Source organism: Halorussus litoreus, assembly GCF_003382685.1.
In the GTDB taxonomy this organism is placed as follows: Archaea; Halobacteriota; Halobacteria; order Halobacteriales; family Haladaptataceae; genus Halorussus; species Halorussus litoreus.
Genome location: NZ_KZ859503.1, coordinates 1 through 23031, shown reverse-complemented (window position 1 = coordinate 23031; position 23031 = coordinate 1). Strand labels below are relative to the sequence as shown.

General features: G+C 65.5%; 20 protein-coding genes, 1 tRNA gene and 1 pseudogene. 5 read left to right on the top strand and 17 right to left on the bottom strand.

Going from position 1 to position 23031, the window contains the following annotated elements:
- Positions 1-139 precede the first annotated feature (139 nt).
- The 3 genes from DPQ64_RS00105 to DPQ64_RS19855 all read right to left on the bottom strand — a co-directional run bounded on the left by DPQ64_RS00105 (position 140) and on the right by DPQ64_RS19855 (position 5920).
- Entirely contained in the window at positions 140-2167 is a 2028-nt protein-coding gene (locus DPQ64_RS00105; protein ID WP_115862325.1) for a type II secretion system F family protein, read from the bottom strand.
- Positions 2164-2493: a hypothetical protein gene (locus DPQ64_RS19030; RefSeq protein WP_198661953.1), complete on the bottom strand. Its 330-nt coding sequence runs from the start codon at positions 2491-2493 to the stop codon at positions 2164-2166. The genes DPQ64_RS00105 and DPQ64_RS19030 overlap by 4 nt, the downstream gene beginning before the upstream one ends.
- Before the next feature lie 160 nt (positions 2494-2653).
- On the bottom strand, positions 2654-5920 hold the full coding sequence (locus DPQ64_RS19855; protein ID WP_368275944.1) for a type II/IV secretion system ATPase subunit: 3267 nt from the start codon (positions 5918-5920) through the stop codon (positions 2654-2656).
- 198 nt (positions 5921-6118) lie between these two features.
- Between DPQ64_RS19855 and DPQ64_RS00095 the strand changes: the two genes are divergently transcribed.
- From DPQ64_RS00095 to DPQ64_RS00080, 4 genes are all read left to right on the top strand, one after another.
- Positions 6119-6454: a hypothetical protein gene (locus DPQ64_RS00095; RefSeq protein WP_115862324.1), complete on the top strand. Its 336-nt coding sequence runs from the start codon at positions 6119-6121 to the stop codon at positions 6452-6454.
- Positions 6455-6523: 69 nt separating this feature from the next.
- On the top strand, positions 6524-6772 hold the full coding sequence (locus tag DPQ64_RS00090; protein WP_115862323.1) for a hypothetical protein: 249 nt from the start codon (positions 6524-6526) through the stop codon (positions 6770-6772).
- Between the two features lie 3 nt (positions 6773-6775).
- Positions 6776-7315: a hypothetical protein gene (locus DPQ64_RS00085; protein ID WP_115862322.1), complete on the top strand. Its 540-nt coding sequence runs from the start codon at positions 6776-6778 to the stop codon at positions 7313-7315.
- Between the two features lie 3 nt (positions 7316-7318).
- Entirely contained in the window at positions 7319-7531 is a 213-nt protein-coding gene (locus DPQ64_RS00080) for a hypothetical protein (RefSeq protein WP_115862321.1), read from the top strand.
- Positions 7532-7573: 42 nt separating this feature from the next.
- Here DPQ64_RS00080 and DPQ64_RS00075 read toward each other — a convergent pair whose 3' ends face one another.
- The 11 genes and pseudogenes from DPQ64_RS00075 to DPQ64_RS00025 all read right to left on the bottom strand — a co-directional run bounded on the left by DPQ64_RS00075 (position 7574) and on the right by DPQ64_RS00025 (position 16803).
- Entirely contained in the window at positions 7574-7828 is a 255-nt protein-coding gene (locus tag DPQ64_RS00075; protein WP_115862320.1) for a hypothetical protein, read from the bottom strand.
- A gap of 90 nt (positions 7829-7918) precedes the next feature.
- Positions 7919-8377: a hypothetical protein gene (locus tag DPQ64_RS00070; protein WP_115862319.1), complete on the bottom strand. Its 459-nt coding sequence runs from the start codon at positions 8375-8377 to the stop codon at positions 7919-7921.
- On the bottom strand, positions 8374-8850 hold the full coding sequence (locus DPQ64_RS00065) for a hypothetical protein (protein WP_115862318.1): 477 nt from the start codon (positions 8848-8850) through the stop codon (positions 8374-8376). Before DPQ64_RS00065 ends, DPQ64_RS00070 begins: the two co-directional genes overlap by 4 nt.
- A gap of 66 nt (positions 8851-8916) precedes the next feature.
- Positions 8917-10275, bottom strand: a complete 1359-nt coding sequence (locus tag DPQ64_RS00060) for an ABC transporter ATP-binding protein (protein ID WP_115862317.1) — start codon at positions 10273-10275, stop codon at positions 8917-8919.
- Positions 10248-11396, bottom strand: coding sequence for an ABC transporter ATP-binding protein (locus tag DPQ64_RS00055; protein ID WP_198661952.1), 1149 nt, complete (start codon positions 11394-11396; stop codon positions 10248-10250). The genes DPQ64_RS00060 and DPQ64_RS00055 overlap by 28 nt, the downstream gene beginning before the upstream one ends.
- A 6-nt stretch (positions 11397-11402) precedes the next feature.
- Positions 11403-12359 carry an ABC transporter permease gene (locus DPQ64_RS00050; protein WP_115862316.1) on the bottom strand — a complete coding sequence of 319 codons (957 nt, stop codon included), beginning with the start codon at positions 12357-12359 and terminating at the stop codon, positions 11403-11405.
- Between the two features lie 3 nt (positions 12360-12362).
- Positions 12363-13349, bottom strand: a complete 987-nt coding sequence (locus DPQ64_RS00045) for an ABC transporter permease (RefSeq protein ID WP_232820430.1) — start codon at positions 13347-13349, stop codon at positions 12363-12365.
- Positions 13350-13515: 166 nt separating this feature from the next.
- A complete protein-coding gene (locus tag DPQ64_RS00040; RefSeq protein ID WP_232820429.1) occupies positions 13516-15570 on the bottom strand; it encodes an ABC transporter substrate-binding protein in 2055 nt (684 codons plus the stop codon).
- A 176-nt stretch (positions 15571-15746) separates the two neighbouring features.
- Positions 15747-16025 (bottom strand): hypothetical protein, encoded by a 279-nt coding sequence (locus DPQ64_RS00035; RefSeq protein WP_115862315.1) that lies wholly within the window; start codon positions 16023-16025, stop codon positions 15747-15749.
- 53 nt (positions 16026-16078) lie between these two features.
- Positions 16079-16355 (bottom strand): annotated as a pseudogene (locus DPQ64_RS00030) (type 1 glutamine amidotransferase domain-containing protein); the annotation flags it as partial.
- A gap of 373 nt (positions 16356-16728) precedes the next feature.
- Positions 16729-16803: transfer RNA gene (locus DPQ64_RS00025), tRNA-Met, on the bottom strand.
- 169 nt (positions 16804-16972) lie between these two features.
- Between DPQ64_RS00025 and DPQ64_RS00020 the strand changes: the two genes are divergently transcribed.
- Positions 16973-19462, top strand: coding sequence for a DUF2298 domain-containing protein (locus DPQ64_RS00020; protein ID WP_157971527.1), 2490 nt, complete (start codon positions 16973-16975; stop codon positions 19460-19462).
- Positions 19463-19476: 14 nt separating this feature from the next.
- On the opposite strand, the gene DPQ64_RS00015 is transcribed toward DPQ64_RS00020, so the two are convergent.
- From DPQ64_RS00015 to DPQ64_RS00005, 3 genes are all read right to left on the bottom strand, one after another.
- Positions 19477-19755: a DUF7576 family protein gene (locus DPQ64_RS00015; protein WP_115862313.1), complete on the bottom strand. Its 279-nt coding sequence runs from the start codon at positions 19753-19755 to the stop codon at positions 19477-19479.
- A 1-nt stretch (position 19756) separates the two neighbouring features.
- Positions 19757-20086, bottom strand: a complete 330-nt coding sequence (locus tag DPQ64_RS00010; RefSeq protein ID WP_157971526.1) for a HalOD1 output domain-containing protein — start codon at positions 20084-20086, stop codon at positions 19757-19759.
- A 142-nt stretch (positions 20087-20228) separates the two neighbouring features.
- Positions 20229-23031 (bottom strand): bacterio-opsin activator domain-containing protein (locus DPQ64_RS00005; RefSeq protein WP_115862312.1); only part of this gene is annotated, 2803 nt, incomplete at its 5' end.

Sequence of the window (23031 nt, the reverse complement as noted above, 5' to 3'; positions counted from 1 at the left end):
CGCGAGCGACCGGCCCCTTTCAGTCCCGCCCGTGTTGGATGGCAGACCGAGCGCTCGCTAGCGGTGGATGACCCGCCGTCGTGTCGTCCTAGTGGTCGGTCGTCGGCGCTGGTGGCGGTAGGGGTGTTCCGGGACATGGTCAGATGAACGCGAAGGTGATCAGGGCGACGGTGGGCAGCGCCACCGCGAACTTCACGCCGGCGAGCAGCGAGGCGTCTCGGATGTAGCCCGCGATGAACCCCGACAGGATGGCCTGCAGGGTGACGGCGTGGAAGAACAGCATCCCGAGCAGGGTGGTGTCGACGCCGCCGCCGAACTGGGCCGGGCCGCCGCCCCCGCCGCCACCGCCCGAGGCCTGACTCGCGAGTCCGGCCATCACGTCGAGGAACCGGACCTTCAGGATGGCCATCACCGCGAGCAGGGTGAAGTACGTCATCACGATGATGACCACCTGCATCCGAGAGCGCGACCGGCGCTCGCGCGCGATGTCGTCCTGGTTCTCGCTGGCCTGCGCGGCCGTCGACAGCACCGCGGAGATCTGGCTGGAGGCCTCCTGAGCCTTCGAGACCAGTTTGACGGTGCGGGCGAGCCGCGGGATGTGGTACCGGTTGTTGAACTCCACCAGCGCGGCCTTCAGGCTCATGCCGTACTCGACCTTGGCGTGGATCACGTCGAACTCGTCTGCGAGTTTGCCCGAGGAGGTGTCCGCGACCGTCCGGATGGATTCGAGCAGGGTGAGTCCGGTGTCGTTGGCCGACGAGAGCTTCCGGAGGTTGTCCGAGAGCTTGTTCGTGATGGTACGGCGCGACCGGACGTTCCACTCGTGGAAGATCGCCAGCGGGAGCAATGTGACGTAGATGGGGACGTAGACGTAGATGAACGTCCCCCAGACCGGGTTCGACACCATCCCGTCGAACGTCCGCGGGGCCGCGCCGGTCCAGACCGCGCTCCCGACCAGCACCAGCGACGCCGGGACGGTCAGCCCGAGAATGAACAGCGGGTTGTCCCGGAAGAAGACGTGGGGTGCCTTGAGCAGCGCGACCGTCTCGTGGGTCCCCTCCCGGCTCTTGATGCGGTCGAACACCGAGAACTCGCCCACGTACTTCTCGACGAGGCCGAGGTGGAGCAGTCCCCGTCCGGAGTCGGCCACGACGCGCTCGCCGCCGTCGTCCGGGTCGAGGAAGCCGTTGCCGGGTTCGTCCTGCTTGACGGTCGAGACCAGTACGAGGAATCCGACGCCGGTCAGCGGGATGAGCCCGTAGACGGTGGCGTACAGCATCTCCTCTTTGGCCTGCCCGAGCATCGACATGATGACGAGGATGATGATGAGCAGTAGGGGGAACAGCGAGAGGGTCATGTACATCTCGCCGAACAGTTCGAGCGTTTCGAGGGTCAGCTTCTGTTGCTGCTTGGCGGTCCGCATGTGCTTGTCCTTCTTGTCGTCGAGGAAGTCGCTCATGTTGCCCCCGGAGTTGACGATCGAGAGCATGTCGGTTAGAAACTGGCCGAGATCGTCACTCGGGGTCTCCAGCGACCGCTTGCGGATGGCGGTCCGGTAGTCGGTGTCGAAGTACTCGGTCTCCTGAACGATGGACTGGAACTCCCGCGAGACCTCGCCGTACGTGTCGTCGGCCTTCGCCATCGCCTCCAGAATCTCGAGTTGGTTCAGCCCGCCGATGGAGAGCGCGTACATGAACGAGATGGCGTCGGGCAGCAGCATGTTGATCTCGCGTTCGCGGCTCGACGAGCGCATGTAGGGAATCGACACCATGCCGCCGAACCCGGCTCCGAACCCGATGGCTCCGAAGACGAGGCCGCTGACCGCCACGAGCGACGGGATCTTGAACGTCAGAATGAGCCACGCCACGAAGTCGTTGGGCACCGGCACGCCGATGAGGATGCCCACCTCGATCACGCCGGTCACGAAGAGGACGTAACCGACGACCGTCCCGACGAGCCAGAGCAGTCCGCCGGCGAGGACGCCGACCGCGAGCGCCCGCGAGAGGTACAGCTCCGCGGTGTTGGGCATTCTGGCCTCCGCGAGCTTTGTCTCGATGTCGGCCACGAAGTCGCCGTCCGCGTCGAACAGGTACGCGAACAGCGGGTAGAACGCGTCTGCCAGCGAGTCGGCAGAGGGTCGGGTGCCGGTCGCGCCCCCGTGGCTCATCGCTCGTCCTCCGCGGAGTTCTCGTCGTCGGCTCTCGTGGGCGTCTCGTCGTCCCCGTTCTCAGTAGTTCCGTCGTCGGCTCTCGCGGGCGTCTCGTCGTCAGTCGCTCCGTCTCTCTCCTCTGGCTCGAACGCGGCCTCGAACCCGCCGAAGGAGTCGTCTTCTTCGCTGGAATCCTCAGCGTCGAGTTCCCCGTCTTCGTCGGAACCGATCTCCTCGGAGTCGAATTCGCCGGAGAGGTCGTCGTCTTCGGACCCGGACTCCTCTCCCTCGTCGTACGCCTCGGGGAAGCTCCCCAACTCGCCGCCCTCGCTGGTGTCCCGCACGCTGTCCTCAGGAGTGGCGGACTCCGCGTCGGTGACCGATTCCGCGTCCGCGCCGGGGTCGGCGGCCGCCGACCCCGGCGCGGACGCGGAATCGGAATCCGTGGGGAAGTCGACGTCCTCGGGTAAATCGGGGCCTTCAGGCGCGCTCGCATCCCCACGTTCACCCGCGTCCGCGGTAGTCGTCGAGTATCCGGTCCTCGGCCTCCGCGAGGATGCCCTTCGCGAGGTCGTAGGTCTCCTCGCTCGGGTCGGGCCGGGGCACCATCTCCTCTTTCTTCGGGTCGATGTCGATGTGGACGCTCTCCATCTCCCGGAGGTCAGCGAGGCTCTCTTCGAGTTTCTCGTTGGCGACCAGCGTCAGGATGGTGTCAGGGTCGTTGATGAACGCCTGAATCGTGGCCGCGACCTGCGTGTACTCGTTGAGGCCGTTCCGGATGAGGTACGCGAGGATGACCCGGCGCTTCAGAATCTCGTCTTCGAGGCGCTCGTGGTCCCACCCGCGGTCGAACATGATGTCTTCCATCGTGTTCGAACCGGACAGGCGCATGAACTCGTCGTCCTCCGCGCGCCACTGGAAGATGTCCTGAACGTTTATCTCGTCGTTCTCGGCGCTGTACTCGTTTATCTCCGTCAGGGACTTGTTCCGGCGAACCTTGCTGCCCTGCACCCGGGTCTGGGTCTGGATGGACACCAGATCGAGCGCCGTGAACAGGGTCTTGCTGACGTTGATGGGTTCGGTCGTGAACCGCTTGAGCACCTCGCCGACCGTGTCGGCGTGGAATGTGGTGTAGGTGGTGTGACCCGTCGACATGACCTGGAAGAGGGTGCGGCCCTCCTCGCCGCGGATCTCGCCCATCACGATGTAGTCGGGGCGCTGGCGGAGCGCGGCCTCCAGCAGGTCGAACTCGTCGACGTCGCCCTTGTCGTCGTCCGAGAAGGAGGGCCGGGTCACGCTCGCGATCCAGTTGCGCTGGGGCAGTTCGACCTCCCGGGTGTCCTCGATGGAGACGATCTTCGTATTGCTGGGGATGAACAGCGAGACGGCGTTCAGGCTGGTCGTCTTACCCGAGGCCGTACCCCCGGCGAAGATGAGCGATTTGTGGTTTTCGATAGCGAGCCACATGAACGCCATCTGCTCCAGCGAGAACGTGTTCCAGTTCACGAGGTCGATGGGTGTGAACGGCACGTCCTTGAACTGCCGGATGGTGTAGTTGGTGCCGTGGTCCGAGACTTCGCGGCCGAGCGTGAGCTGGGCGCGCGAGCCGTCCGGTAGCGTGGCGTCGACCTGCGGCTGGCGCTTCGAGATGCCCTTGCCCGACCGCTGGGCCATCTTGACAACGAAGTCGTCTAACTCCTCCTCGCCGTGGAACACGTTGGTGATGACCTGCTCGTAGTCGGTGTGGTAGACGAACACGGGCGAGTTGTACCCGTCGACCGAGATGTCCTCGACGTTGATGTCGTGTTTGATACCGTCGATGCGCTCGTAGCCCGTGAAGTCCCGCCGGAGGTAGTACAGCAGCTTCTCGGTCTGGTACTCCGAGAGCGTCTCGTCGTCCTCCTCGATGAGCACCGGCTCGGGTCGGACCGCGATGCCGTCCAGCCCGCCCGACTCGTCGGGCTCTAGCTCCTCGATCTTCGCCTCGAACGCGGCCCGAATCTGCCGGCGGATCGACCCGCCGGCCGCGTCGTCGAGATCCAGATCGAGGTGCTCGTCGAGGTCGACGTCGATGTAGTCGTCGAGCCGGAGTCCGGACTCGTCGTCGGAGCCCGCGGACGAGCCGGCGGCGTTCGCGGAAGTGGTCCCGCTTACAGAGTCTCTTGGGCCGTCGAACTCCGGCTCGTCGTCTCCGGGCCACGCCGGTTCGGCCGTCGCGTCGGCGGTTCCGCCGTCGTCGCCGACTGCGCCGCCGTCCGCGGCGACCGGTTCGTCTTCGGCGTCCGCGTCGGCCTTCGCCGGTGAATCGGCGTTCTCGGGGTCGTCCTCGGTGCCCGCGTCGACGTTCGCGGTGGAGTCGGCGTTCTCGGTGTCGTCGCTCCCACCGCGGCTCTCTAGCGCCTCCCGTAGGGGTTCGAGCGCGTCGTCGGTCTCCGCGCGGACGCGAGCGGCGTGCTCGCCGAGCGTCGCTCTGGTCGCCGCGACCGAGGTCTTGGTCGCGTCGTAGCGGTCGAGCAGTTGTTGGAGCTGTGCGGCGCGCTCGCCGTCGTTCTCGGCGTAGAGGTCGTAGCGCGCGAGCAGTCGGAGGGTCTCGCGCTCGACGACCGCGCCGCGCTCGTCGGGCTCGGCCTCGACCACCACGTCGTCGCTGGAGTACTTGATCGCCGACCGGAGCTTGCCTTCGAGGAACTCCTTCAGGTCGTCCTCGATGGGGGTGCAGTACGGCTCGACGACGTAGTATTTGGTCTCGTTCTCCTTCGCGGAGTGGAAGAGGACGACGAACGAGTAGGGCTTGTTGACCCAGTAGCGGTCGATCTCCCGGAAGTGGCCCTTCTTCGGGAGCGGCACCTCCTTCTCCAGATCGTAGCGGTTGACGACGGTAGTGTGGCCCTCCACCGTCGAGAAGAAGGCGTCCTCGTCGAGTTCCTCGGGCACGTCGAGCGTGCGGGCGTCCTCGACCTTCCGGAGTTCGCGGGCCTCGGCCGCGCCCTGCGCGAGCAGGTCTTCGAGGTCCTCCTCGGGAAAGCCGAGCCACGCCTCCTCGTCGAACCGGTCGATGTCGCCGTGGGCGTCGCGCGGGCGCTCGGGTGCGGTGGTAGTCGTGTCCTCGTAGTAGTACTCGTACTTGAAGTGCTCCCAGTAGTACTCGCCCTTCGTCACGGGCGTGGTCGCGGGGTCGAGCCACGCCTCGAAGTCGGCGCTCAGGTCCGTGACTTCGGCCCCGACCGCGAACACGCTGGTCGAGAGGTCGTCGTGGCCCAGCCACTCGCTCCGGTCGAACGGGATAACTTCGCCGTCCTCGTCGCGCGGGGCGACCGGACGGTCGCGGCGCTCGTCGGCTTCACGGTCCTCGTAATAGTACTCGTACCGGAAGTGCTCCCAGAGGTACTCGCCGAGTTCGACGGGCGTCTCCTCCGGGTCGAGATACGTCTCGAAGTAGTCACTCAGCGCGGCAGCAGTCTCCACACCCTCCCCGACCTGGTCGTCCGTCTCGGCGGGGTCGTGGCCGAGGTACTTCTCGGGCTCGAACGGGACCGCCTTCCCGCGCCAGTTGGTCGGCGGCTTCCCGTCCTCGTAGAAGAACTCCTCTCGGAACGTCTCCCAGTCGTACTCGCCGACGGTCGCTGCGGCGCTCGTCAACGGTTCGTCGGACACGTCGAGCGCGTCCGGTGCGTCCGGCGCGTCGCTTCGCTCCGGCGTCCTCTCGCCGCCGGGGTCGTCCGACCCGTCCGATTCGTCGGGAGCGTCTCCCGCGTCCGATCCGTCGCTCATTGGCTGTTTCCTTCCGCCCATGGTTGAAAAAACCTCTTGCCAGTTGGCAAACTTTATACACGTCCGGAAAACGCCAGTAACGGGTGGTTGAGGCCGGACAACGCCGAATTTCGAGACCGGGGCGTCGGCGAGGGGTCGGGGACTGTCACGTTTCGAACCGGAAAGCGTAACTTCCCCGGGTCGGAACCTCCAGCCGTGATGTCGATCAGGCTCGCGGCGATGGCGAGCACGCTCTTCCTCGTGACCGGCGCGCTGCTCGTCGGTGACGCCCTCCACGGCTCCGTGGTGACCGCCCAGTACTCGGTTACCTCCCCCGCGGCCGTCCTTCGAGCCGTGGTAGGCGTCGTCTGCATCGCGCTCGGCTATCGGCTCAAGACGCCACCGTCGGAGTACGCGGCGGTTCCGTCCGCGAAGTCGGGCAGTTCCTCGTCGGAGAGCGAGGACGACGGCGCCCCCGGCCCGACGGAGTTCGATCCCGAGATGTCTCCGCTCTCCGACGAGGAGTTCGAGCGCCTCGACGCCGACGACGAGTAGTTCGAGCGCCCCGCTGCTGACGACGAGTAGTTCCAGAACTTTTAACCTTGCCGGAGGACACCACAGACCATGGCCCTGAAGGACAACGTACCGAAAACGCTCCGAGGACCCATCGGGTTCGGCTCGATCGGCGTGATGATCCTCGGCATCGTCGTCGGGTACATCTTCACCGCGACCGGGATCACGCTGTACTTCGGTCAGGGTGTCCCGGCCGAGTCGCTCACGACCGTCGAATCGCTGGCCATCTCGGCGTTCGGGCTCGCCTGCCTCGTCGTCGGGTACGCCGGCTGGAAGAGCTTCAACTACTTCGCGTACTAATCCATGGCCGTCGAAATCCGCAAGCACCCCGACGCGCCGGACCGAGAGACGCTACAGAATCTCCTCGTCGAGCCGGTTTCGGTCGAGGAGATCGAGCGCGAACGCGAGGACGGGCGGGTCCTCGTCGAAGACAACGTGCGCGAGCGCGACGACCTCGACGTGATCGCGTATCTCAGTCCGGAGCCGGACGGCGAGGACGCGGTCAGCGTCGGCGTCGGACTGTACCGACTCGTCCAACTGTTCGGCACGCCTCAGATTTCCGACTACCACGCCGGCGAGGACATTAGCTGGCGAACCGACGAGACGTTCAAGTACCTCTTCCGCGCGCGCCGCGAGGAGGCCGACGAGGACGACGACCTCCCCGAGGAGTGGCTGTTCACGGTCCACGACTCGCACGTCCGCTACGCCGCGAGCGTGGCGGAGTGGCGCGACGAAGACGGGCAGTTCACCGCCGACGATCCGCTCGCGCTGACGACGTACGCGCTCGCACAGCAACTCGTCGTCGAACCGGTCGAAGCGGTGTACGAGGACATCCTCTTCTGAGAAATGGACGACCGTCGGCCCCGGCCGCGCGGCCTGCTGTTCGACGAAGCCACCCGGACGCTGTTGTTGTTCGCTGCGGCGTCGCTGTTCGGGCTCGCGAGCGTACTGCTGTTCATCTTCACGCCGGGGGACTCGCCGACGCGCGTCCATCTGGCGCTGCTGCTGGTCTCGATGGTCATCATGTTCTACCTGACCATCCGGTCGAGCCCGGCGTGAGCGGTCCTAAATTAACCGGATCGAGTACCCTTCAGCTACCGCTCAGCTCGTGACGTGCATCACGGTGAAGACGATCACGAGCGACGCGACCAGCAGGCCCGCGAACGCCGGGACCACCATCGCATACGAGTACAGACCCGCCCAGTGGCCGGCGACCGCGAGCGTGATGAACCCCGGAACCGAGAGCACGAAGAACAGCGACGAGAGGTAGCTCTTCAGCGTGGGGTCGTCGCCGTGCTTGGCGAACGTGCCGCGCTCGCGGACGGTCCGCTCGGGCTGTGGCGTGTCCTTCGGCACGGATTCAGCTACCCGAACTGAACACAAAAACGTAGTGATTCGGTCGGCGAGCGCGGCGTTCGGCGCGGTGACGGACGGCCAGCGGGCCGCTCACTCCCAGAACGCGCTGACCGAGAGCGTCAGGAGGTAGCCGCCGAGATACGTCGGCGACCAGTTGAGGAACGCCGCTGAGAGGGCTTCACCGATCATCGAAGGCAACACGATGTCTATGGCCGCTGTCGAGTACGGTAGTATCCACAGCGGCGCGATCCACGCCGCGACGAAGACGACCAGTCCGCCGAAGATCCCGAACATGCCGAGTCGAATCGACTCGCGGAGCGAGGACGCGAACAGATGTGCGAACGACCCGGCCGCGAAGATGGGGACGAGCAGCAGATTCGAGTCGAGGTCGAACGTCAGGAACTGGGTCGCGTTGTAGACGAACGCGCCCATCCCCGCCAGCACCGCGATCGCTACCCCTTTGAGCACGAACACGCCGAGGCGGTCGAGGTAGGTCGAATGGTCGGCCTCGGACGACCAGCCCGACGAGGCGGTGTTCGAGTTGCTCATCCGTCGACCTCCGTCCCGTCGAGCGAGACGTACACCATCTCCTCGACGACGTACGTCTTGAACCGGCCTTCTATCTCGACCTGTTCGGGGTCGGCGTTCCGAAGCCGGTCGGCAACGCCGTCGCGGAGCTCCAGCGGAATCTTCAGATCCGTGGTCTCCTCGGACGGTACCGACGCATCGTCGAGTCGCGTCGTCGTTCCGTCGGTGACCTGTTCGCCGTCGACGTACGCGTTCAGCTGTGCGGTCCCGACATCGACGTCCTTCGTCGTCGGATTGTGCATCCGGACGGTCAGGTGAAGCTTGTCGTCGTCGGCGACCTCGTAATCGATCACGGTTATCTCGGAACTCTGGACGTGCATCGCGGCGAGGTGGCCCGTCGTCACCTGTGCGAACGCGACGCTCGTCCCGCCAAACAAGCACAGAAACGTGCCGACGAGAACGATTCGTCTCGTCGTCAGTTCGGGGACTCTCATTCGATAGCAAAAACGAGAACCGTACGCACGGTAAAGCTTTTCATCCAACCGAAGCTTCCGCGCGAGTTAGTCCGAACTGCCGGGCGCGGCGACCGCGTCGCGCTCCTCGGTCTCGTAGAGGTGACAGGCCGTAACCCGGGTTCCGGTCTCGCGCATCTCGGGATGTTCGCGCTCGCAGATGGAGACGAACTCGCCGTCGAGTTCGGCCGCCGCAGCATCGGGGTCGTCGTCGAGCATCTGTTCGGCGGCTCGGCGGAGCGTTCGCTCGGCGTCGCTCGGCAGGTCGATCGCGGACGGGTCGACGGCGTGTGAGTCTTCGCCGGCCAGCGAGTGTTCCTCGGGCAGGTCGAGCGCGAGTCCGCGTTCGAGTATCGCGTCGACCGAATCGCGACCGGCGTTCTCGAGTGCCTCCTCCGGGTCGAGGTCGTCGGTCAGCACGCGCCGCTTGAACTGGATCGTGCGACGGAACGCGTCCTGACTCCCCGTCCAGTTCTCGGGCGGGATGACGTTCGAACAGCGCGGGTGGAACCGACAGCCGCTCGGCGGGTTCCGTGGGTCGGGGACCTCGCCGGTGACGTTCGCGCGGTGGCGCTCGGCCTCCGGGTCGATCTCGGGCACCGCGTCGAACAGCGCCTCCGTGTAGGGGTGTTTCGGGTCCATCACCACGTCGTCGGTCGGCCCCTGTTCGACGATGTCGCCGAGATACATGATTGCGGTCCGGTCGCACATGTACCGGATGAGCGAGAGGTCGTGGCTGATGAACACGTACGTGAGCCCGTACTCGTCCTGCAGGTCCTGCATCAGGTTGAGCACGCCCGCGCGGATGGACACGTCGAGCATCGACACCGGCTCGTCGCAGACGATGAAGTCCGGATTGACGACGAGCGCCCGCGCGATGGCGACGCGCTGGCGCTCCCCGCCCGACAGCTCCTTGGGGAACTCGTCGAGGTACGCGTCCGCTGGTGCGAGGCCGACGTCCTCGAGCACCTCCTTGACCCGGTCGCGACGGTCGTGATACGAGTCGCCGATGTCGTTGATCTTCAGCGGCTCCATCACCGACTGGAACACCGTCATTCGGGGATTGAGGCTCTCGAACGGGTCCTGGAATATCATCTGGACCCGCTTTCGGAACTCCCGTTCCCGTTCGTTCGTGAGGGCGCCGATGTCCATGCCGTCGAACTCGATGGTGCCGTGGGTCGGCTCGTACAGCCGGACGAGCAGCTTGCCGAGGGTCGTCTTCCCGCAGCCGGACTCGCCGGCGATACCCATGATGTCGCCCTCGTTGATGGTGAAACTGACGTCGTCGACCGCCCGGACCGGATTCGCCTCGCGACCGAGCAGTCGATCCGTGACGCCCTGCGTCAGATCGAACAGCTTCGAGACGCCCTTTACCTCGACTAGTGGTTCTGCGTGATCGCTTGCCATGTTTCCTCCTTGCTTGCTTCGGTCCGCATCGTTTCGAGGTCGTCCACCCGGTAACACGCCGACCGGTGGGATTTTTCGTCGTCGCCCTCGACCCGTCGGCCGCCTTCCGCGTCGGCGACGTCGTACATCGGCGGGTGGGAGGACTCGCACTCGTCGACGGCGAACGGGCAGCGGTCGACGAATCGACATCCTGGGTCGGGATCGAGCAGCGTGGGTGGTGACCCGGGGATGGAGACGAGTTCGGACTGTTCCTGCTTGACCGTCGGGAAGGAGTTCTTGAGCCCGAGAGTGTAGGGGTTGGCCGACTCCTGGAACACCTCGGCCTTCGGGCCGCTCTCCATGATCTTCCCGCCGTACATCACCGCCAGCTGGTCGCAAATCTCGGCCATGACGCTAATGTCGTGGCTGATGACGAGAATGGAGACGTTGAACTCCTCCTGCAGTTCGTCGAGTTCGTCGAGGATTCGGTCCTGGATGATGACGTCGAGTGCGGTCGTCGGCTCGTCGGCGATGAGGATGTCCGGGTTGCACGCCATCGCCATCGCGATGACCGCGCGCTGTTTCATCCCGCCCGAGAACTGGTGGGCGTAGTCGTCGGCCCTGTCGGGGTCGATGCCGACCCGCTCGAGCAGGTCCCGGGCGCGGGTGTCGGCCTCCTCGACGCTAGTGTTTGGCTCGTGGCGTCGGATGGCCTCGACGATCTGGTCTCCGACCTTGTACACCGGGTTCAACGCGTTCATCGCACTCTGTGGGATGAGCGCGATGTTACGCCACCGCACGTCGCGGATCTGCTCGTTGTCGAGCTGTGCGAGATCGGTCTTCCCGTCCTCGCGCACCGGGTACTGGTCGTTCTCGATGACGTCTCGTCGGGGCTCGCCCCGGTCGTTCTCCCACTGGGGGAGCGTGCCGTCGAACCAGATTTCGCCGTCCGCGATGAACCCGTTGCTGTCGAGCAGGTGGACGAGTGACTTGCCGAGCGTCGTCTTCCCGCAACCGGATTCGCCGACGAACCCGTACGTTTCGCCGCGGTCGATGCTGAAGTCGACGCCGTCGACGGCGTGAACCTCGTCGTCGTCGACTTCGTATTGTATCGACAGATCGTTTACTTCGAGTAGACTCATCGTAGATCACTCCTTCTGTGGGTTGGTCACGTCCTCCATCGAGAAGCCGATGAAGTAGAACGCCGCGGCGATGGCGGTAATCGCCAGGCCCGGCGGGATGAGCCACCACGGCGCGTTGTAGATGTAGTTGTGTGCCTGAACGTTCTGGATCATCAGCCCCCACGAGTTGGCGGTGAAGTCCGCCAGTCCGAGGTACGCCAGCGACGCCTGCGCGAGGATGGCGGCCGCGGCGTCCTGTGCGAGAAACACGAACGCCAGCGGCAACACGTTCGGTAGGATGTGCCGGAACACGATGCGCGTGTCGCTGGCACCTGCGACCTGCGCGGATTCGATGTACGCCCGCTCTTTCAGCGACAGCGTCTCTCCGCGGATGAGGATGCAGTTGTTCAGCCAAGAGGTGACGGCGATGCCGAGGATGATGTTCGTCGTGTTGACCCCGCGGATCGCGACCAGCACGATGAGGAACGGCAGGAACGGCAGGCCGTACATCACGTCGACGATGCGCTGGATGGTCTCGTCGATCCACGTGTCACCGTAGAACCCGCTGATGAGTCCGAGCGGCACGCCGACCAGACTCGACAGTAGCCCTGCCGCGAGACCGATGTACAGGGCGCTCCCTGCGGCGTACACGAGCATCGAGTAGATGCCCTGACCGGACGCGTTCGTGCCGAGCGGTGCGAAGAAGGGGTCACCGAACGCCGGTGGATGGGGCAGCGAGTTCACTTCCTCGGGCGACATGCGGGTGTTCTCGTAGCCGATGTATGCCTTCCACTCGGGAGTGTGGGGGGCGAAGACGTCCGGGAACAGCGCCCAGAGCGTGAACAACACCAGGATGGCCAGTCCGGCGACGCCCATCTTGTGGGTCGTGTACCGGTCCCAGCCGCGCTTGAACCGCTCGATGCGGGGTCCCCAGCGTTCACGAAGCGTGTCGAGTTCGAAGCCGCTCTCTGATTGGGTCGACATGTATTATCCCTCCCCGAATTTGATGCGTGGGTCGAGGTACGTGTACACCACGTCGGTCAGCAGGCGCATCACGACCACCAGCACCGCGAGGATGAAGAACGACGCCTGTGCGACTGGGTAGTCCTTCGATATCACGGCGTTGACGATAAGCTGCCCGATGCCCGGCCAGCTAAACACCTGCTCGATGATAATGCTCCCGTCGATGAGGAACGCGAGGCCGACGATGGCCTGCGTCGCGACGGGGATGAGCGCGTTCCGTGCGGCGTGTTTTATCATCACGGTGCGCTCGCTGAGTCCCTTCGCCTGCGCGAGGAACACGTAGTCCTCCTCGGTCACGTTGTTCATCGACGGTCGCATCACCAACATCACCCCGACCCAGTTCACGAACGCGAGACTGATCAGCGGGAGCGTGATGTGATGTAACACGTTCGTTATCGTCGAGACGACCGTCCACTCGAACTGCGGGAACTGGTGGTACATGTACGTCGATTCCAACCAGCCGAGCTCGTAGTTGAACAGCCAGATGAACAGCCACGCGAGCCAGAACGCGGGCATCGAGTACATCACGAGGCTGGACGCGAAGATGGACTTGTCCTTTCTGCTGCCGCGTAGCCAGCCGAGATACATCCCGACCAGCGGACCGACGATGTACGCGACGATGAACGCCGCACCGAACAGGATGAGCGTTCTAGGGAGTCGTCGGATCATGATGTCCCAGACGGGGACCCGGTTGGTCGGCGACATCCCGAACTCTCCGGTCTGGTAGTTGACCATGAAGTTGACGTATTGTTTCCAGAGCGGTTCGTTCAGGCCCCATACCTCGCGCATGCGCTGGATCTGCTCGGGTTGCATCTCCGGCGTGATCATCGAGGAGATGAACGTCCCGGGCATGCTGCGCAGCAGCGCGAACAGCAGCGTCATGATCACCAGCAGGGTGATGTACGACACCACGATGCGCTTACCCAGGTATCGCGCGCTGATTCGCGTCACCGTGCATCACCTCGCGTTTTGGTTCTGTAGTTCATATCAGCAATTTACGGGTACGTGTGTCATCGAATAGCTTCATTATTAATGTGCTGATTCCTGCCCGTTTTCTGTCCGAGGGCACGCCTTCGAGTTCGGTGTGCTAGCCGAAAAAACGGGTGTCTGGCGTTCGTTACTCCGTCTGGTGGATGTGGGTCGCCTCCCAGAACCAGTTCGCGTAGGCCGGGTCGACGATGTTCGCGATTGCACCAGTGAAGTCGGCGGTGTTCATCGGCCAGCGCTGCTTATCGTAGTCCCGGACCATGTACGGCATGTCGAGGTAGACCTTCTCGATGGCCGTCGCGTACTTCTCGTTACGGGTCTCGGGGTCCATCTCGCCGTACGCGTCCATGATGAGTTCGTCGCTGCTGCCCCCGGCGACGCCGTAGCCGGTGGAGTTGTAGGCGAACTGCTCGCCCTCGTTCTCGCCGAACGCTTCCTTGGCGAAGTTCGAGTGGAAGAACGACCGGATGGACGTCCCGAACGGGTTGGTGCCGCCCCAGCCCATCTCGTACATGTCGTAATCGGCGTTGTAGTACACCATGTCGCTCATGGTGTTGAAGCCGGTCGGCTCGAGCTTGATGGGGATGCCGACCTTCCGGAGGTTCTCGGCCCACCGCTCGAAGGCCTGCCCCTGCTTGGGGTTCTCGCCCGGTGGGTCCATCAGAATCGAGATCGGGCCGCCCTTGAACTCGGAGAGGGGTTCGCCGTCGACGTACAACTCGACGTCCGAGACGCCGTCGAGATTACTGGACTGCGCGGTGTCGAACGTGTAGTTGTACTTCGACTCGGACTGGCTGGCCGAGACGCCGGACAGCGAACCGGGGTAGTCCTGGCCGGCGAACGTGCCCGACGAGCCGTCGATGACCTCGCCGTTCTCGAGGAACGACCGGATCGACTCGACGTCGGGGTCGGCGCTGTCACCCTGACCGCGGAACTTGAACGCCTCCGCCGCTGCGCCCTCGAGCAGTTCGCCGTCGAAGACGGACTCGGGCCGGACGCCCGAATAGCCGGGCGACTGTGCGAAGTCGCCGTCGAAGACGTACCCTTGCTGGAGCTGCTGGGTCCAGTAGTAGTCGTCCCACGCGAACGCGATGGCCTGCCGGAGCGCGACGTCGTCGAGCGGTTCGCGCCGGCAGTTGAATGCCGCGTAGGAGAACCCGCTGTCGTACCCGTTAACGAGGCCGAGTCCTTCGGTGTCCTGGGCCTCCGGGATCTTGTCGGTGTCGAGCGAGCCGTAATGGGTGTCGACCTCTCCGCGCATGAACGCCTGCGTGAGCGCGGCGGTCTCCCCGTAGATCTGGAAGTTGACCTGATCGAGGAACGGGCCACCGGCGACGAGGTTGTCGTGCTCGTCGACCCAGTCCAGGTCCGTGAGCGGGTACTCCTCGGCGTCGCGGAACTGAATCTGCATCGACGTGTCGGGACGGAACGTGGTGAGCACGCCCGGACCGGTGCCGACAGGACCGTTCTCGCGTTCGGCCATCGGGTCGTAGCTCTGGAAGTCGTCGACCTCCGACCAGATGTGCTGGGGAAGCATCGGACACGCGCCGAGCGCCGAGGAGTCCCATGTCCCGATCTGCTGGGTCAGCGTCATCCGGCAGTCCCAGTCGCCACTGTCCTCTTCGACGGACTCGATGTTGTTCCAGACCGAAGACCACTCGCCGACTTCGTTCTCGATGATGTAGTCGTGCGAGAAAATGACGTCTTCGATGGTGAAGTCCTCGCCGTCGTTCCACGTCAGGTCGTCCCGAACGTTGAACGCGATTTCCGGCTGGTCGGCGTCGGCGTTCTGCAGTTCCCAGTCGGTGAACACCCACGGTTGGATCTCGTAGGTGACAGGGTCGATCTCGACCCCGAAGTCGTAGATGAGGTTCAGCGCGACCGCCGAGTACACACTCCCTGACGTCAGGTAGTTGGACGTGTCCGGGTTCTGGGCCATCCCGTACGTCAACGTCCCGCCGCGGGGGATACTGTCGGAGTCCTCGGTTCGCTTCTCGACGGTTTCCTCCTCGGTGGTGGTGTCCGCTTCGGTCTCCTCACCAGTGCCTTCCGTGGTGGTTGGGTCCTGATCGCCGCCACCGCTACATCCCGCCAGGGAGAGCGCGACAGCACCGGTACCGCTCGCCTTCAGAAACTTTCGTCGGCTTTCGTTCGCACCATCCGATCGGTTGCGCCTGTGTGGCATACCAATGAGGTATGCAATCATGCATTTAAATCTACTGGTTATGAAGTATTAGCCGGAAACGGAACAATAACGCCACTGAAAGTGGAAATTACCGGTAGCGTAAGTATGAAATCTCCATCCTCGTTCGTTCCGTCGACGGCTGCGTGCGTTCGACCAGTGATAGGGCTGTCAAGCGATTATTCGCCCATTCCTTCGCCGTAGAGGCCCAGATACCCGAAATACACCGCACCGGCAGCGGCCATCGCCGCCAAAGACAGCCACGCCTCCGACCCGAGCGGGCTCGGATTCGACTCCGACCAAAAGACGCTCATGACCGACCAGAGTGTGGCGAAGACGAACCCGAGCATCATCAGCCACGTTCCCAGCAAGCGATTCTCCGTCCGCGCGGCGACGAAGCCGGCGGTCATCAACAGTCCAGCGAAGATCGCCAGAACCCCTCGGGTGCCCATCGCCATCGTGTACTCACCTACGATGCGGACAGGTGGGTGATAAAAGTGTGCGTTCGACGTTACGCCGTTCGGGAGACGCCGAACTGCTCGACGAGGGTGGTCGCAGCCTCGTGAGACGACCCGGGACCGCGGGCGGTCACGGGGTCGCCGTCCACGGTGACGCTGGTCTCGGCGTCGAGCTCGGCGTCCCAGTTCGCCCCGCGGCTTTTACCTCGTCCTCGACTCAGTACGGCAGCTTTCGCCCGTCGGGCATCAGGTCGTGGTCGTCCACGATCACTCCTCCCACTCGTGGGGGAAGCCGGTGACGTCGCGGCCCTCTACGAGAAAGCCGCCGTTACCGTCTTGGGAGTGCTCGCGCGCGTCGGTCCCGCAAAGTCGCACGCGACGGCGCGCGCACCCCGGCCACGAACCCCATGAACAAAAATTATTGAAATATTTGCCGCAGCTTCGCATCGGTTTGACCGCGTAACTGCCGAATATCAGCCCATATTTATTTTTTCCTGAGTAAATATGTCGAACCCCACCGCGAAGAATTATATTCTATGTTACTATTCTGCTCGGGAGCTTCTGCCCGGACTAGAATACTCGTCACGTACAACTACTGGTGGCTTTGCGGACTGCTGGGTTCAAATCTACTCCGTGCAAGTTCACGATCTCGCCAGCCAAGCGGCGACGAGACGCCGCTCTCGGTGGTCGAGTCCGAGAGAAGTAGCGGGAGGTGGATTTGAACCACCGGTCTGCGGGTTATGAGCCCGCCGGAATCTCCTGGCTATCCCATCCCGCTATCACTTCGTAGCGCCGTCCCACAGTTAAGGATTGTGATTCGGCTGCCGTCCGCGGATTTATGGCCCGTGGTACCACTCAACTTGGACGTTCCCGTGCGGCTGTTCGGCGGCGAGAAAGCAGTACGAACCCCAAGAGGTTTATCTCTCGCCCGCTCGCCTACAGTTCGAATGGAGTACGCGCTCGCCCTGCTGTGGTTCGTCGCCTTTCAGGCGCTCGCGGTGGCCGCGCTCCCGCTCGCGGCCCGGCTGTTTCCCCGGTTCCCCGACCGCGGTGCGGCCGTCGCGCTGCCGCTCGCGCTTGTCGTCGTCACCACCGTCGTCTACTGGATCGGTCATCTCCGATTCGGCCGGTGGACCGCGGTTCTCGGCGTCTTCGCGCTCGTCGGTCTGTCCGCAGCCCTCGTCTGGCGCGACGAGTCGGTGCGGCCGGGCGGTCGCGCGAGCGTGCGCCCGTACGCGTACGCGGAATCAGTAATCGTATTTGCGCTGGCGTTCGCGCTCCTCGTCGCGGTTCGGGCGGTCGATCCGGCCATCGTCCCGGGCGGCGGCGAGAAGTTCCTCGACTTCGGCATCTTCAAGTCGCTGATGCGGACTACCGCACTGCCCCCGGAGGACATGTGGTGGGCGGGCGACCACGTGGTGTACTACTACGGCGGCCACCTCGTGGCCGCGACGCTGTCGCATCTGACCGGTACCGCCCCGCGGTTCGCCTACAACCTCGCGCTGTCGGGCTTCTACGCCTCGCTCGTGACCGCGGCGTACGGCCTCGGAAGCGCGCTCGCCGACTCTCGCGGCGCGTCGGCCCGCGTCGGCGGCACCTTCGCGGCGTTCTTCGTCGGCTTTGCGAGCAACCTCGTCGTCCCGGTCACCGGACTGATCGGGCTCCTGCCCGACTCGACTGCGGCGGGCGTCTCGAACTGGGTCGCCGACGAACTCCGCAGCCCCGACGGCTCGCTGTCGGCAGCGGGAGAACTCGTGGCCAGCGGGCTGAGCGAGTTCGGGTACTGGGGACCGAGCCGGGTCATCCCGAACACCATCAACGAGTTCCCGCTGTTCGCGTTCTACAATGGCGACCTCCACGGCCACATGCTCAGCACGCAGTTCCTCGTGCTGATCGCGGCGCTCGGGTTCGCCTACTACCGGACCCCGCCGAGCGAGCAGGGCCGCCGGCGGGTCCTCGCGCTCGGCGTCCTCCCGGTGGCCGTCGCGTTGCTCGGACTGGTCAACGCCTGGAGCCTCCCGACCGGCCTCGGGGTCGCGTGGCTCGCGCTCCTGTTCGCAACCGGCGACCCCCTCTCGCTGGTGGTGCCCGGGCGCTCGCCCGGCGGACGGACGACCCCCGTCTCGGACGGCGGCGAGTCGGTCGACGGCGAGTCGGTCGGCGGTGAGTCCCGAGAGGAACTCTCTCCCGAGACCGTCCTGTTCGGCGAAGCCCGACGCGTCGGCTCGGCGTTCGCTGGCGCGGGTGCAATCGCCGCGCTGACCGTGGCGTGGCTCTCGCCGTTCGTCGTCGGTATTTTGCTCGGGTCGGCGAGCAACCGGAGCTTCGACGTGTTGCCGAACCCGTCCACAGCGACGGGACTCGTCCTCGTCCACGGCGCGTTCCTGTTGGTGTTCGCGCTCTACCTCTGGCCGCGCGCCAAGCGGACGTTCGCGGTCGACCCCGCACGCGTCGGCCTGCTCGGCGTGCTGGTCGCGGTCGTCGCGTGGATGGCGGGCTACGCCGTGCTCGCGCTCGTGGTTCCCCTCCTTCTGTTCGGCTGGCTGTTGCTCCGGTCGCGGGAGGCTCGGAACTCCGCTGTCGGCTACGGGACCGTCCTGCTCGTGGCCGGGGCCGGACTGGTGACCATCGTGGAGTTCGCGTACGTCGAGGACGGTGCCATCTCGGGCCGGTTCAACACCGTGTTCAAGGTGTACATGCAGGTGTGGGTGCTCTGGGGGACCGCCGCGGGAGCCATGTTGGCCGCCCTCGTCAGCGACCGGGCGGGACTGGGCAGCGACGGGCGGTCGGAGTCGGCCGGCGGGGACGAGCCGAGTCCGGCGAGCGACGCCGACCGGTCGGCGTCGCTCGCCGGACTCGGCGTCTCGACCGGTGGATTCGGCGTCTCGCGCGGGGACCTGATGGCGGTCGTCGCTGCGATCCTCGTGGTGTCGACTTCGCTGTACGGCGGCCTCGTGCTGAAGTCCCATTTCGCGCCGAACGGCGACCTCGTGAGTCCCGACGAGACGACCCTCGACGGCCTCGCGTACCTCGACGAGCGCCATCCCGACGAGGTCGAGGCCATCCACTGGCTCGACGACAGGGCGGGCCAGCCCCACGTCGTCACCGCGCCGGGCAGCCCGTACCAGTGGTCCAGCCCCGTGCCCTCGCTGACCGGTCTCCCGGCTGTCGTGGGCTGGGTGTATCAGGAGGGCGCGTACCGCGGGTACGAGCTGGCGCAGGCCCGCGAGGAGGACGTCGACTACATCTACACTGGCCACCCGAGCGAGCGGGCCGAACTCCTCGATACGTACGACGTGGAGTATCTCTATGTCGGGCCGCTCGAACGCGAGGCGTACCCCGACGCCGATCTGGAGTTCGGCGACGAGGCGGGCATCGAGCCCGTCTTCGAGAAAGACGGTGTCGTCGTCTACGAGGTGACGCTAAACGAGGACTGAGAACGACGACTGAGCTACTCGCGCTCGCGCTCCCACGCCGACCGACACGCTTCGTTGCAGAACGCGTGGATATCGATGTCGCCGTCGGCGTCGCGTACGGTCGCCACCGGGTGCCACTCTTCGGCGGGTACGTCTTCCCCGCAGTACGAACACTGCCGATTCACGGATTCGTGCTCACTCCGTAGACCGTTGCGCTCACTTCGCGGGCCGTCGCGCTCGCTCGGTAGACCATCGTCCTGGCCGACCAGTACCGACCGACGGGCCCCGAAGCGATCACTGTCCCCCGTCCCCATACTATCTGACTTCGTAGCTCGATCCGGCGCGGGTGCCCTCGTTCTCGGGGGTGTCGCCGACCCCCGCGAGAGCCTCGCGCTCGGAAGCTTCGACCTCGCCGTCCCCGCGGACGACCACGTCGCAGCCGGCGAAGGTGAACTCCACGCGACCGCCAACTCGGGTGCGCCCGGGCGTCCCGGCGAACAGTCGGTCGAGCGCGTCCGGGTCGATGACGTGGTACAGCGGCCCCACCTCGGTCGGATCGCTACCGGTTGCCTCGGACACGGCCTCGATGACGAGCTGGCTGGTCGACGGCTCCTCGACGGACTCCCCACTCAGTGATTGACTCATTCTGTACTCGTTCGAACGAACGGCTCGGGGATAGCAATTAACGATAGATGCATATCCCGGCGCGAGCCGTGGGGGTTATACTTCTAAATTCCGCGCAAATGTTGCCGCGAGTGGTCGTTTCGGGGCCTCTGCGCGAATCGACTCACGGCTCCTCGAACAGGAGCGCGAACAGTTCGCGCTCGGCCCGACGAACGTGGCGGCTCACCGTCGGCTGGGACACCCCGAGCGCGTCGGCGATCTCCTCGGCCGTGCTCTCGCGGGGCCACTCGAAGAAGCCACCGAAGTACGCCATCCGGACCACCTCGCGCTGTCGGTCGGTGAGTCGGTCGGCGAGTTCGGACTCGAACTCCTGGCGAGTCAGCACTGGTTCGTCACGCTCGCGGCGGGCGACCAGTTCCACGTCTTCGTAGTAGTCCTCGAACAGGTCCACGAACGTCCGCACGTCGGCGTCCCACGGGACCCGGATCACGAATCGGCCTTCGCCGTCCGCGGCCGTCAGCGTCCTCGGCATCGCACTCCTGTCCAGCAGCGCCGTGAGGAACGAGTTCTCGCTCAGCGTGGTCTCGTAGAGGTGCTCGTCGTCACGGTCGGCCACGAGTCGCACGTCCTCGATCCACGGCACGTCCTCGACGTAGTCCAGCGTCTCCTCGGCCGGCGGTCCGGAGATGGTGAAGAACACGTGGAGTCGGCCGTCCGCGCGCTGGACCGCGCTCTCGAACTCGAACTCCGCGTCCGCGTCCGAGACGAACGCGAGCACTGCGGTCGAGGTGCCCCGAACCCGGAAGTCGAGCTCGACCGACCGGTCGCTGGCGAGCGCCCGGCGCTGTTCGAGCGCGTTCATCGCGTAGCCGACGAACTCCCCGAGTTCGGTCAGCACCGCTCGCTCGGTCTCGTCGAAGGCTCCGGACTCGCCGGCGTACAGGTTGAGCACGCCTCGAACCGTTCCGTCGTAGACGACCGGCACCGATGCGCTCGACCGGTAGCCGCGCTTGAGCGCCTGCTCGCGCCACGGCTCGAACGGCGGGTCGCCCAGCAGGTCGTCCTGCACCTGTACCTCCTTCGTCCGGACCGCGCGCCCGGCCGGTCCCTGGCCCCGCGCGCTCTCGCCGTCGGCGGTCACGATCACCTCGTCGAGATACCCCTCCTCGACCCCGGCCCACGTTGCCGGCTCGACCTCGTCGGTGGCCCTGTCGAGCGTGCCGAACCACGCGAACCGGTACAGCCCGCTCTCGGTGAGCCGGTCGCACGTGGCCTGCCCGACCTCCTCGGGCGAGGACGCTTGCGTGACCGCCTTCGTGAGCTCCCGGATGACACCGTTGACGCGGTTCACCCGCTCGAGCTCCCGATTCTTTGTCCGTAGCTCGTCGCGCTGCTCGCGAAGCGTCACCTCGCGGGACGCCCGATCGAGCGCCGACCGGACGTTCGAGCACAGCAGGTCCGCCAGCGACCGGTCGGTCCCGTCGAACGCCCCCGGCTCCGGCGACGCCGCGACGAACACGCCGTGCTTGCCCAGCGGGATCGTGAGCGCGGACGAAAGGGCGGTGGCTGACGGCCCTGCTTGGACTCCTTCGTCCGCCTGCACCGCCGCTTCCGCGTCCGTCTTTTCCCCCGCCTCCACGCCGAGGTCGTCGACGACTCGCGACTCGCTGTCGACGAACGTTCGCCACGCCGCGCCCTCGCTCCGGGCTCCCAGCAGCGCGTCGTCGATAGTGTCACCGTCCCACCGCAGTGCCTCGGGGACGAGCGCGCTGGCCGCGTCGTCGTACAGCGCGACCGCCGCGTTCGGGAACCCGAGCACGTCGACCGCGGCGTCGACCGTGGCCTCGCAGATGGCGTCGGGCGTCTCTGCGTCGGCGAGCGACCCCGCGGTGCCGGTGAGTTCGGTGAGCTTGGCCTCCCGGAGCTTCCGGTCGGACACGTCTCGGACCACGCCGACGCGGGCCAGCTCGTCGTCGTTCGAGAGACGGAACGGCGTGACGCGTGCCTCGACCGGAACCGACTCGCCGTCCCTGGTCGGCATCTCTCCCTCCACAGTCACCACGTCCTCGCCCGCTTCGAGCGCCTCCTGGACCCATTCCGTCTGCTCGAACAGCCCCTCACCGAGGATCTCCGTGACGTGACTCCCGAGTATCTCCTCGCGGGAGTAGCCGGTGAGTTCCAGGTAGGCGTCGTTGACCGCGACGTACCGCGAGTCGGCGTCGAGGGCGTACACACCGTCGCTCACCGCGTCGAGCATCGCGTCGTGGCGCTGGAGCTCCCGCTCGCGCTCGTGCCGTTCGATGGCGGTCGCGAGCAGGTGGGCCATGCTCCGGACGAACTCCACGTCGTGGTTGGCGTACGACCGGCGGTCGGTGTCGTGGGTTCCGAGGATGCCCCATGGCTCGTCGCAGGACCCGACGACGGTGCTGATCCCGCCGGACACGTCGTGGGACGTGAGCAGTTCGGGGCCGGAGAACCGATCCTCGGTCGTGAGGTCCTCGACTACGACGGGCTCCGAGGAGAGCAGGGTGTACCCCGCTTGGGACTCCCGGTTCGTGCCGACCGTCGCGGACCCGACGACCCCTTCGCGCCAGCCTACCCCGGCGCGGAGTAGGAGATCGTCCTCGTCCGGACGGAGTTCCAGCACCTTCGCGTAGTCGTGGTCGAGCGCGTTGGCGACGAGTTCGACCGCCTCGTCGAACAGTTCGTCGAGCGGCCGATCCGCCAGTGCCTGCCGGGAGAACTCCGCAACGGCGTGCTGCTGGCGAATCCGATCCTGGAGTTCCCGCTCCGAGTCGCCACCGTCCGCGTCGCTGCAGTCTGGGTCACCACCGTCCGCGTCGTCCTCGTTCACATCGCCACCGTCGGTGACAATTTCGTTCGAAAGCGGACGCGGACTCCGGCCCGTGCGCTCGGCGACGCCCTCTTCAGACGAGGCGGCGAGCGTGGTGCTGGCGAGCGCGGCG

Bases quoted from the DNA above. Each gene is read 5' to 3' on its own strand.
- DPQ64_RS00040 (WP_232820429.1), bottom strand. From the start codon at position 15,570: ATGCCACACAGGCGCAACCGATCGGATGGTGCGAACGAAAGCCGACGA.
- DPQ64_RS00035 (WP_115862315.1), bottom strand. From the start codon at position 16,025: ATGGCGATGGGCACCCGAGGGGTTCTGGCGATCTTCGCTGGACTGTTG.
- DPQ64_RS00010 (WP_157971526.1), bottom strand. From the start codon at position 20,086: ATGAGTCAATCACTGAGTGGGGAGTCCGTCGAGGAGCCGTCGACCAGC.
- DPQ64_RS00090 (WP_115862323.1), top strand. From the start codon at position 6,524: ATGGCCCTGAAGGACAACGTACCGAAAACGCTCCGAGGACCCATCGGG.
- DPQ64_RS00060 (WP_115862317.1), bottom strand. From the start codon at position 10,275: ATGGCAAGCGATCACGCAGAACCACTAGTCGAGGTAAAGGGCGTCTCG.
- DPQ64_RS00055 (WP_198661952.1), bottom strand. From the start codon at position 11,396: ATGAGTCTACTCGAAGTAAACGATCTGTCGATACAATACGAAGTCGAC.
- DPQ64_RS00070 (WP_115862319.1), bottom strand. From the start codon at position 8,377: ATGAGCAACTCGAACACCGCCTCGTCGGGCTGGTCGTCCGAGGCCGAC.
- DPQ64_RS00050 (WP_115862316.1), bottom strand. From the start codon at position 12,359: ATGTCGACCCAATCAGAGAGCGGCTTCGAACTCGACACGCTTCGTGAA.
- DPQ64_RS00015 (WP_115862313.1), bottom strand. From the start codon at position 19,755: ATGGGGACGGGGGACAGTGATCGCTTCGGGGCCCGTCGGTCGGTACTG.
- DPQ64_RS00080 (WP_115862321.1), top strand. From the start codon at position 7,319: ATGGACGACCGTCGGCCCCGGCCGCGCGGCCTGCTGTTCGACGAAGCC.
- DPQ64_RS19855 (WP_368275944.1), bottom strand. From the start codon at position 5,920: ATGAGCGACGGATCGGACGCGGGAGACGCTCCCGACGAATCGGACGGG.
- DPQ64_RS00095 (WP_115862324.1), top strand. From the start codon at position 6,119: ATGTCGATCAGGCTCGCGGCGATGGCGAGCACGCTCTTCCTCGTGACC.
- DPQ64_RS00020 (WP_157971527.1), top strand. From the start codon at position 16,973: ATGGAGTACGCGCTCGCCCTGCTGTGGTTCGTCGCCTTTCAGGCGCTC.
- DPQ64_RS00065 (WP_115862318.1), bottom strand. From the start codon at position 8,850: ATGAGAGTCCCCGAACTGACGACGAGACGAATCGTTCTCGTCGGCACG.
- DPQ64_RS00085 (WP_115862322.1), top strand. From the start codon at position 6,776: ATGGCCGTCGAAATCCGCAAGCACCCCGACGCGCCGGACCGAGAGACG.
- DPQ64_RS00105 (WP_115862325.1), bottom strand. From the start codon at position 2,167: ATGAGCCACGGGGGCGCGACCGGCACCCGACCCTCTGCCGACTCGCTG.